We start from the raw sequence: 16918 nt of genomic DNA on the forward strand, positions 1-16918 counted from the left end.
ACGGGTGATAACCCGCGGCTGGCCGAATCCAGCTCCGTGACGGTTTCCACGCGGGATCGTTCCGTCGAACACAGTCCGTCGGGGCGGCTATCTGACCCAAACAGTCATTGTGGCTGGCTGTGACCGTCATACCGAACGATGGCGGACGCAGGTGACCACCCCAGTGGGGATCCGTTCGATCCAGTTCGGGAGGTCATGGCGGAGCCCTCGGAGGCGACCGACTCCGTGCCGAGGCTGTTGGGTCTTCTCGACACCGGGGAGCCGACGGTCCGGCTTGCCGGGACGTTCGGACTCTGTCTCGTGGCTGTCGCCGATCCCGATTCGATCCCGACTATCGTCACCCGTCTGGCCGATCGACTCGAGGGAGAGGGTCGCGCCGAAGCGACGGTCGCTTACGAGTACCTCGTTTCGCAGTATCCCCGTCGCGTCGACGAGGTACTGCGAGAGCGCGACGACTCCGGCCAAGCGACCCCTCCCGGTCGCGGGAACGACAGCACGACCGACAGAGACGACGTCGGTCGCGTTCGTCCGCCGGGGGTCGGCGCCTACGATCCGCGGACGGTCGAACCGAACCGGAGTGTCATCGATCCTGCTGATCCACAGCGCCACCCGGAGGCGGACGAGCCCGACTCCCCATCGAACGGACCGGAGACGGCGGCAGATGATCCGTCCGGGCCGACGCCGGGCAGATTCCGATCCGAGCCGACCGACAGACAGCAGTGGAACCGACTGTACGAGCGTCTCTCGGCGATCGTCGACCACAGCCGCTTCGAGGACCTGATGGTCCTCTCCGGACGGACGCGGGATCGGTACGCCGACGTCTCTCGCGTCCTTGCCGTGAAAGATTCTGCGGAACGTGCGATCGCGTTGCGACTGTTCCACCCTCCTCGTGAGGATCGAGACGCTTTCGTCGCGGATCTTTCAGACGCGCTGGCCGAGTGGCGGGCGGTCGGTGACCACTCGAACATCGTGACGGTGTTCGACGTCGGGGACCGTCCACAGCCTTGGGCGGCGACCGAGCCCATTGTCGAGACGCTGGCCGACCGGGCCGGGCGCCTGGAGCCACCCGCTGCCGTCTCGCTCGCGATCGACCTCGCCGATGGCCTGGCCTACGCCCACCAGCACGGCGTGATCCACGGCGGCCTCGATCCGGAGAACGTTGCTCTGCCCGGCGCTGACGAAACGCCGGAAACCGGCGCGCTGGACAACTTCGCCCTGCTGGGCGTCTACCGGTGGTACGTGACACCGGCGACTTGTCTCGACCCTCGCTATGCAGCCCCGGAGTACTACGACCGTCGCTTCGGCCGCATCGACCACGCCACGGACGTCTATCACCTTGGGGCGGTCCTCTATCGGCTCTTGACGGGCCGACCGCCGTTCGTCGGTCCCTTCGACGCGATACGGGAAAGCGTCATGCAGGACGAACCGCCGGAACCGTCGTCAGTGGCCGATCTCCCGAACAGACTGGATCGGATCGTCACCAAGGCAATGGGCAAACACACCCTGGGGCGATACGAAACAATCAATGATCTCCGGGGAGACCTGGCTCGCGTGCACGAGGAGTTGACTACGGATGCTGAGTGACGGCGGCCTGGGCACGGCGTCCGACGTCGCAATCGGGCTGACCGAGATCGGCGGCAATCCGAACCTGACGTTCGTCTACTTCATCGCGTTCGTCCTGATCGGCGCGCTCGGCGTCCGCTTTTGCGTTTACGCGCTCTGGAACCGGCGGGCGAGTGACCTCCCCTCCCAGGCGTCGATCTGGGCGTCGCTCGCGTTGGTCGGCGGCGCCGCGGCGATCTACGGGATCGTCGGCGTCCTCGACATCGTCGTCGATGGGATTCCCTCCGTCCGGACGGCCGTCTTCCTCGGATTCGTCCTCCTGCTCGCGTTGACGATGCGCTCGATCGCCCGCGAGGGCTCGCTCGATAACGCCGACGCTGACGAGGGAAGGGGGTCCGGTCGGGCCGTCGTTGGCGTCTTCGTCATCGCCGTCGTGGGCGTCCTCGTCGGGGAAGTGCTCGGCCTCGAGCGCCGACCGATCGTGGTGCTGGCCGGCGTCGGTGCGATCGTCTTCGCCACCTACGGCTACTGGTACGGCCGGTCACAGCTCTCCCGGTCGATGGTTCAGGGGACGATGCTCGATACGCTGTTGCGTCACCTGCTCCCCGTCCTTGCCTTTGGCGCCGCCGTTCCGGCGATCGAACTGGTGATCCTCGGCGGGATCGACCGCACGATCGTCCTCCACGTCCAGGTCGTCTTCGTCATCATGACCGCGACGGCATTGATGACTGCAAACATCAAACTCCGGCAGAACCTCGCGCGGTTGTGAGCGCCCTGCGATCACGGACAGGCCGCCGGCTCGTCAGCGATGATCCCGTCGACGCCCATTTTCGCCATGTTTTCGGCCCGGCCGGTGTCGTTGACTGTCCAGGGATAGACCGCGAGGTCAGACCGATGGGCGCGCTCAAGCAGCGCGAAGTCGACGAGCCGCCAGTGGGGAGCTAGCCCGGCACAGGAAAGCCCCGCTGCGCGTTCGATCCCGGCCTCCGCCGAATCGTCAACGATCAGTACCGTCGGCAGGTCAGTCTCTTCGCTCGCCGTCGCGATCACGTCCACGTCGAAAGACGACAGCCAGACCTCGTTGTCGACGCCCTTGATGAGTTTACGGACGTCTCTTATCAGCCCGGCCTCTTTCAATTCGAGGTCGAGACCGACGTCTGCAGGGACTGCCTCCAGCACCGATGAAAGCGTCGGGATGCCTTCTCCCGAACCAGCGACGTCGAGATCCGCTAGTTCCGTGGCGGTCAGGTCGTCAACACGGCCCGTCGCGTCGGTCAGGCGTTCGACGGTCTCGTCGTGGTGGACGACGAGTTCTCCCGAGCCACACCGGCGGACGTCGACCTCGATCAGGTCCGCCGTCGGGGCCGCCTGACGGACTGCTACGAGCGTGTTTTCGGGATACAACCCGGCGAAGCCACGGTGGGCGATACAGCGCATATGCTCCGCGAGGCCCGCCGAGCGGTTAGACCTTTGGCCTCCTGACGGTCGGAGTTCCGCGGACAGGATCGAACGGCCGACCGGACGAGGAACACAATGGCCGCGGGGCAAACTTACAAGCCGACGGCGCGCGACCACTCGATCATGGCCACGGCGAGTACAGCCGAAAAAGGGTTCGGGCTATCGATCCTCTTCGTCGTCGTCGCACTGCTGGGTGCGCTCGGGATGTTGCTGGGTGCCGAGGATCAACTGATCGCCGCGACCGGCTTCGCGGTTGCCATCGTCGCCGGGTCACTCTCGATCGCTGTCCGGCACGTTTTCGATTGAACCAACGGTTTTTATCGCTCGGCACCCAACGGGCAGGCATGGCGGAGTTCAGCGAGGAAGAACGGGCTATCCTTGAGTACCTTCACGAGCGCGTGACGGGCGAAGAAGGGTACTTCCGGGCGAAGGGGATCGCCGAGAGCATCGGGCTCTCGGCCAAGCAGGTCGGCGTCAGACTCCCCCGTCTCGCCGAGAAGGCCGACGAGGTCGACATCGAGAAGTGGGGTCGGACACGTTCGACAACGTGGCGGGTCACCCGAACCTAGCGGCGCCTTTTTTGCCGTTGCGGCGCTGTATCACGGTATGGCCATCCGTCTGGAGCGGGTGATCGATGTCTCGGCCCCGCCGGAGGACGTCTGGACGTTCATCTCCGATCCCGAACAGCGGGCGAGACATATCAGCGTCGTCGAGGACTTCTCGATCGACGGGGACGGCAGTGCAACCTGGCACCTCTCGTTACCTATCCCGATCCTCGATCGGACCATCGCCGTCGAAACCGAGGACGTCGAGGTCCGATCACCCGAACACGTCAAGTTCGTCGGGCGATCGCGGGCGATGCGCGTGGTCGGCGAGCAGGATCTAGCAGAGACCGAGACCGGCACCCGGCTCACCAATCGCTTCACCGTCGAAGGCCGCATCCCCGGGATCGAGCGCTTCTTCAAGAAGAACCTCGAGGACGAGTTCGACAACCTCGAGGCCGGCCTCCGGGAGTTCCTCGATGGTCGAGGCTGAAACTCCCACCCGCCCAACTGCAAATCGAATCAGCTGCCGTCAGGACGAATCGTGACCGTGCACGCAATGGGATCCGGACGGCCGCGGAGGCGGGCGCTGATCTGGTCGCACTTCCCGAATCATTCACGGTCGGATACTTCGCGTTCGAGACCGGCGAGCCCAGCCCAGAGAGTCTCAGAGGGCCGACGCTCGAAGCCATCCCGGAGATGGCTATCGAGCACGACGTCGCTGTGCTTGCCGGCAGCCTCGTCGAGGATCTCGCCGCGACGGCCGACTGTCGTGGAGCCGATCCACCCGCAAGCGAGAGACTGGCGAAGACGTCGGTCCTCACGGCCGAGGTCGATCCGGAGACTGTCGCCGACGTTCGAGGCTCTTTCCCAGCCGTTCGTGATCGAGACGAGTGACAGACTGGGGTGACGGAAACGAGTGACGGACCGCAGTGCTTGAGACGAGTGACGGGTCAGTGTGACAGAGACGAGTGATCGCCCGAACACTCGGGTGAGAGAGCGCCGCGATCGATAGCCGTCTGGCGATCCTGTGGTTCGGTCATCGGTGTCACACCTGGCATTTATTACGCTGACGGCCGAACGGTTTTTCGCCGGCACGACGCTTTTCTCGTCGGAGCCGGCAAACAACGCCCGTCCCTCGTCCACGTCCATGGGTAGGTCGCCCGGACGACCTGCCCAACTCCTCGCCCGGCCATTCGGTCCCGCCCGGCTTTCGTTCACGCGGACGTCTCCTCGGACGTCCAGAGACTGCACTTATCGGAGCGACGGCTCGATCCCCTCGAGTGCGGCCTCGAAGTGCTCGCGAGTAATCGTCACATCCCCGGCATGCTCGTTTGCGGCCTCCGGATCGTTTGCAGTGGCGATCTCGCGGATGGCCCGCAACGAGGCATCACGGACGAGCGCGTCCATGTCAGCCCCGGAGAATCCTTCCGTTTCGGCAGCGATCGCGTCGAGATCGACGTTCTCGCCGAGCGGCTTCCCATCAGTGTGGATTGCGAGGATGGCTCGTCTGCCGGCTTGATTCGGCGGGGGGACTTTCACGTGAGATTCGAGCCGACCCGGGCGCAAGAGTGCGGGATCGATCGCATCCCGGCGGTTGGTCGCCGCCAGGACGACCAGGTTCGGGTCGGCCGCCGCGCCGTCGAGTTCAGTCAGCAACTGGGAAACGACCCGTTCGGTCACCTCCTGGCTGTCGCCACGGCGGGCGGCGATCGCGTCGATTTCGTCGAGGAAGACGATCGTCGGGGCCGTCTGGCGCGCTCGCTCGAACAGCTCGCGGACAGCTTTCTCACTTTCGCCGACGTACCGGTCTAGCAGTTCCGGACCGGCCACTCGGATGAAGTTAACGCCGCTCTCACCGGCCAGTGCGCGGGCCAGCAACGTCTTGCCCGTTCCCGGCGGCCCATGGAGCAAGACGCCGGTGAGTGGTTCGGTCTCCGTCGCCTCGAACAGCGGTCCGTATTCGAGTGGCCACTCGACGGTCTCCCGGAGCGTATCCTTGGTATCCCCCAGCCCGCCGACGTCTTCGAAGTCGACTTCGGGCGACTCGGCGACGTAGGCACGCATCGCAGAGGGTTCGACGCCGGAAAGCGCTCGTTTGAAGTCTTCGCGGGTGACTGTTGGACGATCCCGTTCGCGTCGGAGCGCGGCCATCGCGGATTCAGTGGCGGCGGTGGCAATATCGGCTCCGACGAAGCCGTGCATCTGCCCGGCCAGTCGGTCGAGGTCGACGCCCTCGCTCAGGGGCATCCCGCGGGTGTGGACCTCCAGAATCTCTCGGCGCCCGTCCCGGTCGGGTACGCCGATCTCGATCTCCCGGTCGAAGCGGCCACCGCGACGCAACGCGGGGTCGACCGAATCGACACGGTTGGTCGCACCGATGACTGCAACCTGGCCACGCTCGGCTAAGCCGTCCATTAACGTCAGCAACTGGGCGACGACGCGGTTCTCCATGTCGGCGTCGTCGTCTCGCGCGCCGGCGATCGAATCGATCTCGTCGATGAAGAGGATCGACGGCGCCGACTCCTCGGCGCGTTCGAAAGCCGCCCGAAGCTGTTGTTCGCTCTCGCCTTTGTATTTCGAGACGATCTCCGGCCCCGAGATCGACTCGAAGTAGGCGTCGACCTCGTTGGCGACCGCCTTCGCGATCAGGGTCTTGCCGGTCCCTGGCGGCCCGTACAGCAACACGCCTTTCGGGGGGGTGATCCCGAGTCGGTCGAAGACATCCGGATCCGAGAGCGGGAGTTCGATCATCTCCCGGACGCGGTCGAGTTCCTCGTCGAGGCCACCGATGTCTTCGTAGGTGACTGCGCCCGGCCCAGTCGATCCGTCTCCGTCTTGGCCCTCCTCGAGTGTATCGGCTTCATCGATCGGTAACCCGACCCGGATCTCGGTGTCGTCGTTCACCCGGACAGTCCCCGACGGGTCGGTTTCCCCCACCGAAAAGGTAGCGATCTCCGGAACAGTGACCCGATCACCCGCACGGAGCGGGGTTCCACGGAGGCGACTCTCGATCGTCGATTCTACGTCACCCTCGACCTCACCGTCGATGGGACACAGCAAAACTCGTTCCGCGTCGGTCAGGTTGGCGGGCTTGAGCATCACCGTCGTACCGACCGTCACGTCCGCGTTCGTTCGCGTGTCGGCGTCGATCCGAACGTACTCGCCTGTGCCGTCCTCGGGCCAGACTTTCGCGACTGTCTCGCGCTCACCCTCGATGACGATCGGATCGCCGCTGAGAATCCCCAGACGGTCCCGGATGCTCTCGGGTACCCTGGCGATCCCACGACCAGCATCCCGCTTGTGGGCCCCTTCGACTCTGACCTCGACAGCCCGCTGGGCTGCGACCATGTCCGCGCCTTGGGTCCACCCCGCCTTGAGAATTCTCCCACTGGATGATCGGATCGCCTGGACCAGGTCGACTTCCCATAGTCGCCCGGTATACATTCCCTGTGACTGTGTGCGTGCCGTCTTAAACCACGAAGTATATCGAAGCAAAAACTATCCGCCAGGACATACTAGGGCGAGTATGGACGCCAATGAGAGTCCCCAGGCGCATACTCCCGCCGGAAAAAGAGCAGCAGTCTCCGTCGAAGACCATCTCCGGCATGCACTGGACGCGGCAGACGACGAAAACGCCGAGTATCACATCCATACGGCTCTCCAGATGCTCGTCGGTGACGACTCATCGGAGCACTAGGCGATCGGCCGCCGGTGTCTGGTAAGTCGTCTTTGTGCGGACGCGCGAGACAACGCTGCATCAGAGCCCACAGTCCATATACTCACTTGCGGACCGTAGCATTGTAGTCTTGTAGTCCGTGTTCTCTCTCCTGGCAGTCGGTTCGATTGCGTGACTGGGCTGGTCGGCGCACCGTCTTCTATCGTGTCCCACGCATTGCGGTCCAGTCGGCACTCGCTTCGACGGCGTTGTGGATCGTCAGCCGGGCGACCTCCGGTCGGGCGTTTTTCTCCCCGCCGGCAGGGAGAAAATCGAACGTCGTTGGGTCGCCTCGATCGCCGAGGCGTGCCGTGAGCGTAACGACCGCGCCCGCGTCGGCGGCCACAAACCCGCGCCGGACGTGTGTTTCGCCACCCGAAACTGTCGTTTCGAGCGACGCATCGTACTCGTCTTCGGCGACCGTGACAGAGACAGCGAGTGACCGTTCGGCGGCGTTTTCGACGAGGATCGTTCCACCAGGATACGACTGAGCGGTGCTGTCGATCGAAAGGATCTCGAGACAGCCCGAGACGGAAGCGACACCGAACGTGGATCCGACCGTCGCGAGGAACTGCCGTCTGTCAGGCATCGATCCGTATCCTCCCCTCGTTACGATGATTTGCCACGGTTGTGTCCGCCGTTTTTCCCGTCGGCGAGTATTGGATACTCCAGGCGTAACTCGCCGTCTGCGGTATATTCACGGCCGAGCAGTTTGTTCTCCGTCAGCTCGATCGTCGCGTGGATTGCGAGCGCCGTGGCCGTTTCCGAACCAGGTTCGACGTTCAGCTCCAGTGTACTGATCGTCTCGTCGGCGAGGTCGTCCAGATCGGTGATCGCGATGGTCGTTCCTGGTTTCCGATCGGGTGTGTAAAGCGCCACCGCCGGCGGCGGTGAGCTGTCGCCTTCGACCGGCGAGACCACGGCGACCTCGGCGGGTGACTGTTCCATCTCTGGCATCCAGAGTCTGAGTTCGATCGCGGTAACCCGCGTCCCCTCGCGGTGCCAGATCTCACTCGAAAGGTCGATCACGCCGGAATCGACCCGCCCGTCTACCCCGAAGTGCCCGAGTTCGTCGCCGCCCTGTTTGAACACGAGCGTCTGTCTGCCGGCTGAATCCTTCCTCACCGTCGGTTCGGAGAGAGTCCGCTCGCCCGAGACGGTCGCACACCCCGGCATAACGATCGCCCCCGCGCTACAGAGTCCGGTGAGGAAACGTCGGCGGTCCATTCGTGCCGAGGATCACTCCGGGAGGAAAAAAGGCAAGTGGTAGATCAAATCGGTGTTTGTTCGACTGTCTTTCATGACCACCACGCGGGGTCCAGGGCGGACATTCCCTCGCCGACACAGGGCGGATCGTCGCAAGCGTACGAACGAATGCGAAATCGACGTTCCAGTCCGTCCTTTGCAGTTGAAGCGTGGTTTCTCTGTCTCCACCCGGGCCCGTCGGATTGAGATGTCGGGGCGATCGACCGTCCGACGAACTTTCGATGCGTGATCTAGCAATCGTACGATCGCGTGGCGTTCTGGACGGACACGGCTGCGGTCCGATCGGCCAGCATCGAGTCCGCTGTCAGTAACGTGATCTGGACGGTCGCCGTATCGTTCACCGATAGCGTTTCGTCGTCCTCGAACACCCAGAAGACGTCTGTCGTTACATCACCAGTCCGCGAAAGTGTCTGAGTGGTGCGTTCGTCCGTGTGGGCGAGACTCACTGCGAGTTCCACCCGTCGAATTTCGGCGGCATTTCGATCGTTTCTGGTCGGAATCTGGACACTGACGTTCCCTCGGACCGTGATCCTGTCGCCCGGTGTCCCGCTGGCGAGACACGTTCCCATCGAGTCGGACCCCACGTCCGGCATCGTGATTTCGTCGTTCAACTTGACCGTGAAATCGGTCGATTCGATCGACGCATTGTCGTAAGTTATCTCGTCGGTCACGCCGCCGAGGACCACCAGCGTCCCGACGCTGAACGCCGAAAGCAGGACGAAGACGGCAACAGTGCCGCGGCTCGGGGGCCAATCGAGCAACCAGGGCAGCACGTCCATGGGTACCACCGAGGATCAGCGCCAGCCGATTGGGCGTTTCGATTCGGAGAATCCGCCGGTAGAGCGGTCTCGTGGCATTTCGGTCGCGATCTCGCTGCGGACGCTCACGAGTGGATCGGAGACCTCGTTGACATCGATGCTGCCGAACAAAATCGGGACGGCGTCTGGCCTTGCCGAAGTCAACACATCGAACCAGGAAACCGGGAAAGTTGGTTTTCTGGCACTGAACGTATCGTTCTAAGCCAGGGGTGGGATTTGAACCCACGAATTCTCGATTACAAGTCGAGTGCTTGCACCGCCCAAGCTCCCCTGGCGCATTCGATGGTTAGTCGTCACCCTTTAGTGCGTATCGCTTTCGATCGCTTTCTCGACGGTGAGTCGGTGGGGGTCGTACCCGTGGGTGTCATAGAACGACCGTGCGGAGTCGTTGTCGGCAAGCACCTCCAGCGTGACGGTATCGACACCTGACTCGGCCAGTGCCTTCTCGGCCGCTTCGAGTAACGCCGTCCCGATCCCATGGCGGCGTCGCTCCGGGATCACGTAGAGGTTTTCGATCAGGCCACGAGTTACGGTCCGTTCGAGCGTGCCGGATTCAACACTGAACATGACGAACCCCAGCAATCGGCCGTCTCCCCGGGCGACACGGACGCGGCCGCTGACGATGTGTCGGGCGATCGTCGAGCGAAGGGGACCTCGGTTTTCCTCCGTCGCGAGGTGCGAGCCATGTTGCCATTGGCCCTCGGCGAGGTCGATCCACATATCGGTGAGGGCGTCGGCGGAACTCATCGATGGTGTTTCGATGCGCACGGCGGACCTACGGGAGCAACGACCTAAGGGTATCGCGTTCGCGGGGATCAAATGTCACGGCAGTCGCTACACAGCAGCTGTCCGTTGAAAGAGACGAGTTCGCTCGTCAAGGCACCACAGCGCTCGCAGATCCCTTGATTAGAGTAACTATCGCCGGCGCTAGCTGTGCCCTCGGTCCGGTTCGGTTCGAGGTTTCCGGTAGTGTCCTGTTCGGGTTCGCGACCCAGCGCCATCGCACGGACAAGGTCCGAGGCCGTCACGACGCCGACAGTGTCTCCGCCCTCGTCGGTGACTACCAGCAGGGACCCCTCGATGCCGACCAGGCGGTCGGCTGCGACCTCGATCGGTTCCCCCGCGTCTACTCGCTCGATGGAATCAGCCATTACGTCGCTCACCGTCCCGGCCGTTCCGTCCTTGAGGATCGCATCGAGGACGGCGTCAACCTCGAGCATACCGACCGGTTTGTTCCCACGCAGGACGACAGCGCCGTCGACCCCCTCCTCGCGAAGCAATCGACCCGCTTCCAGGAGGTCGTCGGACTCGCTGACGCCCACGTAGTCCCTGGTCATCACCTCCCTGATCGTGTTACTAACACTCATATATACTCGTACGTCGCGTCTACTCTAAAAGATACCTCCGCCACGCTTAAGGGCTGTTATGTCCAAAATCGTGGGTCGTCGTAGCGCCGGAGAAACCACCGATAGTGGCGCTGTGTGCGTCTCAGGCGTGTTCGAGTTCGAGAGGCCAGAGGCCGGCCTCACGCATCGCCTCGCCAACGGCCGTGTGAAAGGTCGGGAAGTCCTCGAAGTCCGAGCGGTTTACGTGTTCGAAGATCTCTGCCACGCTGACGATGCGCTCGTGGTCGATACGAACCGGATGATCGCCGTACTCCTCGACGAACGTCTCGGCCGAGACGGGGAAGTCTTCGTCGTCGACTTTCTTGGCGATGATCGCCTGTCCGTACTTTCGCCTCCCTTCGCTTCCGTGTTCGCCGTCGGGATCGTGCGGCCAGTCCATACCCGGAAGTGTGTACTCCCGGGCAAAAGAACTGTCCCCACCGGCTATCGTTCTGGTGTTGATCCTGACCACGAAAGGTATTAATGGGAGATGGGCGAGGCATCAAACAACGTCTCAGTGCCGACTGGCGGTGACGTCGTCGGTGCGGAGTGATACACATGGCCGAAGATAACGATACTACCATAGACGGTGGGCGCAGTGACGGCGGGGCCCACAGAAACGGGTCTGAATCGGGTGAGGAAATCGATCGATCAGTCGGTTCCGGCGAGCCATCGACAGGTGGCCCGTCGATCCAGGAGCAACCTGGACAGCCAGGTGACCCGTCGGGGGGTGGCGGCGGCTCGTGGCTTCCCGGCGGTGCCCGATGGACGCCACTGACGATCCTGGCCGTCGTGGTCGTCATTGGCGGTGTGGCAGCCGCGGGCGCGTTCGTCGCAACGGGGGGAGATCTCCCGCTGGTCGGCGGTGACAGCGGATCAGCCTCGCTTGGTGCCGTTCCGGAAGACGTCGATATCGTACTGTACGCCGATGGGGGAATCATCGACGACCAGACGACTCAAACGATGATGGATGGTGTTCTCGAGGCCAGTAGCCAGGATCTCGGGTATTCTGGCGTGCCGAGTTACGACGCGTTACTATCGGAAATAAATAGTGAGACTAACCTCGATGTCGACGCATTCGGTTCCGCGACGATGTTCGCCACTTACCCCGAGGGTTCGGCCGCGACGGCCGAGTACGCCGGGGTCATCGTCGAGTCCGAGTGGTCGACAGACGAGATGGTGAACTCCATCGAGGACACCAGCGGGAGTGTCGACGAGCAGACCTATGCCGGGACGACGGTATACGTCCAGTCCTCCGAATTCGGGACCGATAGCTGGCTGGCACCGCTCGGCGACGGTACCTTCGCTATGGGGTCCCAAGCAGCCGTCACCGACGCCATCGATGTCGAGAACGGAGACACGAACGCATTGAGTGGTGATATCCGGAATTCGTTCACCGACCTGCGGGACGGCTACGTCAAGTTCGCAGCGACCCTTCCCGAGAACATCGGCGAGCAAGCCGGACCGGTTCCCCAGGGCGGGCAGATGACCCAGAACGTCCGGGCTGCCTCAGGTGTCTATTACACCAGCGGTGACAACGTTGGGATGAAACTCCACCTGACTGGGACCGACCAGAGCAGTGCCGACTCCGTCAAGGAGTCGATCGATGGACTGGTCTCGTTCGCGGCGGTCGGGTCCCAAGACAGCCCGACGGCCGATCTGATCGACGCCGTGGCGGTTAGCCAGGACGGGCAACAGGTCACGATTTCGTTCGAATACGCGGCCGAGGAACTCGTGACCGTCATCGAACAGCTGTCCGGATCGGGCATGGCTGCCTGACGCTCTAACGACAATATCCCCGCTCTCTCTATGCGCATCCGTCCGCTCCTCGTCAAAGAACTCATCTGGAGTAAGCGTAACGTCCTTGCCCTCATCGTGTTGCTGGTGGCAGTCCCGGCGGTGTTCGCCGGTGCCAGCGTGGGCTTTCAAACAGTGATTCCTACCGACATGCCGATCGGGGTCGTCGGTGCCGGGGAGAACGTTACTACCGACGACCTGACGATCACGGAGGGAGCCGTCACGTTCTTCTCCGATCCCGTCAGATACGGGTCAAAACAGGCGGCGCTTGACGATCTCCGCCGGGAGCAGGTCTATGCCGTCCTCGAAGTGCCGCCGAACGTCGGCACACAGTCGGCCGAACCTCTGGAGTTCACACTGCACGTCGACGGAAGCTTGGTCCCGTTCCGGGAGACGTCGAAGGTAATCACCAACAACCTCAATGCACGCCTGTCCGATTCCCTCCCGATAGATGTCCGGGTCTCCAGAACGGTGGTCGAACCCACTCACACGCTTCCGGAGTACCTGATTCCGCTGCTGTTGTTCGGGGTCGTGGCACTGTTTGCGTTCACGTTCGTCCCCTACAACCTCGCGAGCGAACGGGCCGCACTCGATCGGATCCGAACCGAGTCCTCTTTGGAGGCGCTGGCGATCGCGAAGCTTGCGTTCTTCACTGCCCTGATGGGGGTCCCCGTTGCCGTCTTCTGGCTGGCGATCGGCCACTTCGGGTACGACATCGACGTGCTGGCTCCGGGAGCTCTCGCAGCGTTGCTGCTGTCGTTTCTCCTCATGGCGACCGTGGCGATGGCGATCATGTTCCTGACTCGGTTCTCGACGAGTGGCCGGTTCGTCAACGTCATCCTGCTGTTCGGATTGTTCGCCTTCGGGGGACTGATCTATCCGGTCGGCTTCTTTTCGTCGATCCGGCGGGCGATTGCCCGGTTGCTCCCCGTCCACTACGGCATGATCGTCCTCCGCAGTGCGATGCTCAAAGACGTCCCCCTCGATCTCTTTGCCGAGTGGATCGCTGGCCTCCTGGCGCTGGTCGTACTGGCCGGGGTTGGCCTGGAACTGACGATCGTCTCGTACAGACGGAGGAGCACATGACCGGCGAGCGCTTCGGCGCACGGAGGGCCATATGAACTCGCGTATCGACGGTGAACAACCGGCCCTGGCGGTCGAGGACCTTCGTCGCGAGTACGGTCCGATCACGGCTCTGAGCGGTGTCTCCTTGGCGATCCGTCCAGGCGATCTCCACTGTCTGGTTGGGCCAAACGGGTCGGGCAAGACCACGCTGTTCCGGACGTTGCTGGGACTGACGACCCCGACGGACGGGCGCGTCCGTCGACCCGAGGCGACCGTCGGCGTCGGATTCCAGCGACCGGTGTACTATCCCGACTTGACCGTCGCGGAGAACCTCAAGGTGTTCGGGCGACTGATGGACGCGTCGAATGGGGAGTGGCGCGAGCGTCTCGTCACCGTGCTTGGTCTGGAGCGGGTCGATCACCGCCGGGCTGGGGCCCTCTCGGGCGGGTACAGAAAGAAACTCGACCTCGCGCTGGCGCTGCTCAAGCGACCGCGGTTCCTCTTGCTCGACGAGCCCCTATCGGACTTAGATGACGTTACTGAGAACAGACTTCTGGAGTTCCTCTCACAATATGCCGAGGCAGGCAACGCGGTACTCGTTTCGACTCACCGCATCGAGGGCTTCGGGTCCGACCTCGATCGATTGACTGTCATGGACGGGGGCCAGATCGTCTTCGACCGCACCAGGGCCGATCTGGATGGCCAAGCCGAATCGATATCCGCAATCTACGCCGACCTCGTCGGATCTGAGTGATTGAGCAGGATAGTGGTGTACTATTTTCGTATTTTAATTTTTGAACAATACAGTATATTTCACGAACAAGACGATAGTTTTTTGCTCCCGTGTGTGGATCAGTCTGTTGTAGCGCTCGTCGCGACTGGCGGCGTGAACGACGATTACACGAGAGGGGAAACTACAACAATGGATTCATCGGGTGGCACACCGGAATCGGATGGCCCGCGTATCGACGCGGAACATACCAGCGAACAGTTTTACATCATCTACGATCGGGCGAACTCCGACGCCTGGATCCAGTCGGACTACCACGTCGATCGTACCGGCTGGCGTTGATTCGAACCGTGCGGGGGACGACGATTTCTGCGTACTGATCACTCACAACGCACGCATCGGCCGATTCAGACGAACAGTATTCATTGGCGTGTCGGTTTCGAACCGGCCGCCTCTCGCGATCTGACCGGATACTGTTCGTCAGTGTGAACGAACCGCAGTCTCCAGCCGTAACGCCCTTGTCTCCGGCCGGATAGGTGTATCCATGCGATCGACGGTCCGTAGACATGTCCCACTCCTGACTGCGGTGCTCTCGGCGGTCTCGCTCGCACTGGTTTTTGGCGTCGTTGGTGGGCTCGTTCCTTCGGGTATGCTCCCCCGCACCTCGGACGCCGTGATCGAGGCGCTCCCACACCTCAATGCACTGCTCAGCACCCTCGCGCTGGTCGCGATTGGGACCGGACTGGTAGCGATCCGTCGCGGTGACGTGCGTGCACACCAGCGCTGGATGGGGACTGCATTCCTCCTCTTCGTGGGCTTTCTATGTAGCTACCTCTACCGGATCGCCATCGAGGGATCGACGACCTTCAGGGGACCGGCGGCGATCGCGCCGTTGTATTACCTCTTGCTCGCGATCCACGTCTCGCTGGCGATCCTCTGTCTCCCCTTGCTCTATTACGTCCTCTTGCTGGCCTACGGGTACGATGCGGCCGAACTCTCGGAGACCAACCATCCCCGCGTCGGGCGGATCGCCGCACCACTGTGGGCCACCTCCTTTGCGCTCGGCATCGTCGTCTATCTCGCGCTGTACGTTGTCTTCCCGGCCTGACAAAAGAGAAGTTCTTTCCCCTCCGAAGAGAGGCCAGCGGTCAGTCGTCGGCGACTTCGGGGACGCCGATCGCCTGTGAGTCGATTTCCCGGTCGGCGGTTTCGCCGTCGATGTCGTAGGGATACTCGCCGGTGACACACCCGAGACAGAGATCCGAACGATCAGTCTCCAGTGTCTCGGCGATGGCGTCGATCGAGAGGTACGAGAGACTGTCGGCACCGATCTCTTCGCGGATTTCCTCGACGGACCGATCGCCCGCGATGAGTTCCTCACGGGAGGCCATGTCGATCCCCATGTAACACGGCGCGACGATCGGCGGCGCGCCGATCCGCATGTGGATCTCTTCGGCTCCGGCGTCTCGCAATAGTTCAATCAACTGCGTCGAGGTCGTCCCGCGGACGATCGAATCGTCGATGAGCGTGACGCTTTTGCCCTCGATCGTGTTCTTGATCGGATTGAGCTTCAGCCGAACGGCCCGCTCGCGCTCGTCCTGGGTCGGCATGATGAAGGTTCGTCCGACGTAGCGGTTCTTCATCAGCCCTTCTGCGAACTCGACATCTTCGGCGGCCGTCGCATATCCCGAAGCGAACGCCCGCCCCGAGTCGGGAACCGGAAGCACGACGTCGGTGTCGATACCCGATTCCTCGTAGAGCTTCCGTCCGAGGTCCCGCCGCGCGTCGTAAACGAGCTGGCCGTCGATGATCGAGTCCGGGCGGGCGAAGTAGACGTACTCGAAGAAACAGTTCGCCGTCCGGTCGGTCTCGACGAGCTGGTACGTGTCGTAGCCCTCGCCGTCCGGATGGAGGACGACCAGCTCGCCCGGTCGGACGTCACGGATCAATTCACCTCCGAGCGTGTCGATCGCGACGGATTCGGAAGCGAGAATGTATCCGTCCTCGAGTTCGCCGATACACAGCGGCCGATTGCCCTGTGGATCTCGGACGCCCAGAACGGTATCGTCGTGCGTGATCGTCAGCGAGTAAGAGCCGTGAATCCGCTCCATGGTGCGCTTGACCGCCCGGACGAGATCGGATTCCAGGAGATTTCGCGCCAGGTCGTGGGCAATAACCTCTGTGTCGCCGTCCGAGGTGAATGCGTGACCCAGCTCGGCGAGTTCCTCCCGGACGGCGTCGGCATTAACCAGATTGCCGTTGTGACTCAAACCGAGCGAACCACTCTTGAACGATACTGTAAAGGGCTGTGCGCAGTCCTTGTCGACACTCCCGGCAGTCGGGTATCGGACGTGGCCGATTCCGACAGGACCCGCGAGTCCCGCCAAATCGTCGGCGTCGAAGGCGTCCCCGACCAGCCCCATCTCCACGTGGCTGTGCTGCTGGAAGCCGTCGTGTGTGACGATCCCGGCCGATTCCTGGCCGCGATGCTGGAGGGCATACAGCGAGTAGTAAAGCGGTCGAGCGGCCTCGCGGTCGGCGAGTGAGACGCCGACGACGCCGCACTTCTCTTCCAT

General features: G+C 62.8%; 21 protein-coding genes and 1 tRNA gene. 12 read left to right on the forward strand and 10 right to left on the reverse strand.

Translation table 11 applies throughout. The features are described 5' to 3' along the window. The first annotated feature begins 138 nt into the window (after positions 1-138). Both BN2694_RS00965 and BN2694_RS00970 read left to right on the forward strand, forming a co-directional pair. Positions 139-1584 carry a protein kinase domain-containing protein gene (locus BN2694_RS00965; protein ID WP_135661747.1) on the forward strand — a complete coding sequence of 482 codons (1446 nt, stop codon included), beginning with the start codon at positions 139-141 and terminating at the stop codon, positions 1582-1584. Next, complete coding sequence (locus BN2694_RS00970) at positions 1574-2332, forward strand: hypothetical protein (RefSeq protein ID WP_135661749.1); 759 nt, start codon at positions 1574-1576, stop codon at positions 2330-2332. The genes BN2694_RS00965 and BN2694_RS00970 overlap by 11 nt, the downstream gene beginning before the upstream one ends. An 11-nt stretch (positions 2333-2343) precedes the next feature. Here BN2694_RS00970 and BN2694_RS00975 read toward each other — a convergent pair whose 3' ends face one another. Beyond that, entirely contained in the window at positions 2344-3000 is a 657-nt protein-coding gene (locus BN2694_RS00975) for a glycerophosphodiester phosphodiesterase (protein ID WP_135661751.1), read from the reverse strand. A 96-nt stretch (positions 3001-3096) separates the two neighbouring features. Here BN2694_RS00975 and BN2694_RS00980 point away from each other — a divergent pair, with 96 nt between their 5' ends. From BN2694_RS00980 to BN2694_RS17870, 4 genes are read left to right on the forward strand one after another with little or no spacing between them, the layout of a single operon-like run. Beyond that, positions 3097-3327: a DUF7525 family protein gene (locus BN2694_RS00980; RefSeq protein ID WP_244605321.1), complete on the forward strand. Its 231-nt coding sequence runs from the start codon at positions 3097-3099 to the stop codon at positions 3325-3327. Between the two features lie 38 nt (positions 3328-3365). Further along, positions 3366-3590, forward strand: coding sequence for a DUF7123 family protein (locus BN2694_RS00985; protein ID WP_135661753.1), 225 nt, complete (start codon positions 3366-3368; stop codon positions 3588-3590). Between the two features lie 37 nt (positions 3591-3627). Next, entirely contained in the window at positions 3628-4056 is a 429-nt protein-coding gene (locus BN2694_RS00990) for a CoxG family protein (protein ID WP_135661755.1), read from the forward strand. Positions 4057-4079: 23 nt separating this feature from the next. Then, on the forward strand, positions 4080-4460 hold the full coding sequence (locus BN2694_RS17870) for a nitrilase-related carbon-nitrogen hydrolase (RefSeq protein WP_280176677.1): 381 nt from the start codon (positions 4080-4082) through the stop codon (positions 4458-4460). A 357-nt stretch (positions 4461-4817) separates the two neighbouring features. Here BN2694_RS17870 and BN2694_RS01000 read toward each other — a convergent pair whose 3' ends face one another. Next, on the reverse strand, positions 4818-6914 hold the full coding sequence (locus tag BN2694_RS01000) for an AAA family ATPase (protein ID WP_135661759.1): 2097 nt from the start codon (positions 6912-6914) through the stop codon (positions 4818-4820). Between the two features lie 178 nt (positions 6915-7092). On the opposite strand from BN2694_RS01000, the gene BN2694_RS16910 reads away from it, so the two are divergent. Beyond that, positions 7093-7263 (forward strand): hypothetical protein, encoded by a 171-nt coding sequence (locus tag BN2694_RS16910; protein ID WP_167879930.1) that lies wholly within the window; start codon positions 7093-7095, stop codon positions 7261-7263. Between the two features lie 178 nt (positions 7264-7441). Here the strand turns inward: BN2694_RS16910 and BN2694_RS01005 are convergent, their stop codons facing one another. From BN2694_RS01005 to BN2694_RS01035, 7 genes are all read right to left on the reverse strand, one after another. Beyond that, positions 7442-7870 carry a hypothetical protein gene (locus tag BN2694_RS01005; RefSeq protein WP_135661761.1) on the reverse strand — a complete coding sequence of 143 codons (429 nt, stop codon included), beginning with the start codon at positions 7868-7870 and terminating at the stop codon, positions 7442-7444. A 20-nt stretch (positions 7871-7890) separates the two neighbouring features. Then, on the reverse strand, positions 7891-8508 hold the full coding sequence (locus tag BN2694_RS17495; RefSeq protein ID WP_244605323.1) for a hypothetical protein: 618 nt from the start codon (positions 8506-8508) through the stop codon (positions 7891-7893). Between the two features lie 269 nt (positions 8509-8777). Further along, positions 8778-9326, reverse strand: coding sequence for a hypothetical protein (locus tag BN2694_RS01015; RefSeq protein WP_135661764.1), 549 nt, complete (start codon positions 9324-9326; stop codon positions 8778-8780). Between the two features lie 240 nt (positions 9327-9566). Next, positions 9567-9640, reverse strand: a tRNA-Thr gene (locus BN2694_RS01020). A 25-nt stretch (positions 9641-9665) separates the two neighbouring features. Beyond that, complete coding sequence (locus BN2694_RS01025) at positions 9666-10112, reverse strand: GNAT family N-acetyltransferase (RefSeq protein WP_135661766.1); 447 nt, start codon at positions 10110-10112, stop codon at positions 9666-9668. Positions 10113-10180: 68 nt separating this feature from the next. Beyond that, complete coding sequence (locus BN2694_RS01030; protein ID WP_135661767.1) at positions 10181-10732, reverse strand: CBS domain-containing protein; 552 nt, start codon at positions 10730-10732, stop codon at positions 10181-10183. A gap of 121 nt (positions 10733-10853) precedes the next feature. Continuing rightward, positions 10854-11150: a DUF5785 family protein gene (locus BN2694_RS01035; protein WP_135661769.1), complete on the reverse strand. Its 297-nt coding sequence runs from the start codon at positions 11148-11150 to the stop codon at positions 10854-10856. 158 nt (positions 11151-11308) lie between these two features. Between BN2694_RS01035 and BN2694_RS01040 the strand changes: the two genes are divergently transcribed. The 5 genes from BN2694_RS01040 (at position 11309) to BN2694_RS01060 (ending at position 15450) form a co-directional block, all read left to right on the forward strand. Further along, positions 11309-12529 (forward strand): hypothetical protein, encoded by a 1221-nt coding sequence (locus tag BN2694_RS01040; RefSeq protein ID WP_135661771.1) that lies wholly within the window; start codon positions 11309-11311, stop codon positions 12527-12529. A 30-nt stretch (positions 12530-12559) separates the two neighbouring features. Next, a complete protein-coding gene (locus tag BN2694_RS01045; RefSeq protein WP_135661773.1) occupies positions 12560-13633 on the forward strand; it encodes an ABC transporter permease in 1074 nt (357 codons plus the stop codon). Between the two features lie 31 nt (positions 13634-13664). Next, the gene (locus BN2694_RS01050) at positions 13665-14366 is read left to right on the forward strand and encodes an ATP-binding cassette domain-containing protein (protein ID WP_135661775.1); all 702 of its coding nucleotides are present in this window, start codon (positions 13665-13667) and stop codon (positions 14364-14366) included. Positions 14367-14459: 93 nt separating this feature from the next. Next, positions 14460-14684 carry a hypothetical protein gene (locus BN2694_RS01055; protein WP_135661777.1) on the forward strand — a complete coding sequence of 75 codons (225 nt, stop codon included), beginning with the start codon at positions 14460-14462 and terminating at the stop codon, positions 14682-14684. A gap of 202 nt (positions 14685-14886) precedes the next feature. After that, positions 14887-15450 (forward strand): DUF420 domain-containing protein, encoded by a 564-nt coding sequence (locus tag BN2694_RS01060; RefSeq protein WP_135661779.1) that lies wholly within the window; start codon positions 14887-14889, stop codon positions 15448-15450. A 40-nt stretch (positions 15451-15490) separates the two neighbouring features. On the opposite strand, the gene purF is transcribed toward BN2694_RS01060, so the two are convergent. Then, positions 15491-16918, reverse strand: a complete 1428-nt coding sequence (gene purF / locus BN2694_RS01065; protein WP_135661781.1) for an amidophosphoribosyltransferase — start codon at positions 16916-16918, stop codon at positions 15491-15493.

This window comes from Halorhabdus rudnickae, from assembly GCF_900880625.1.
GTDB classification, from domain to species: Archaea; Halobacteriota; Halobacteria; order Halobacteriales; family Haloarculaceae; genus Halorhabdus; species Halorhabdus rudnickae.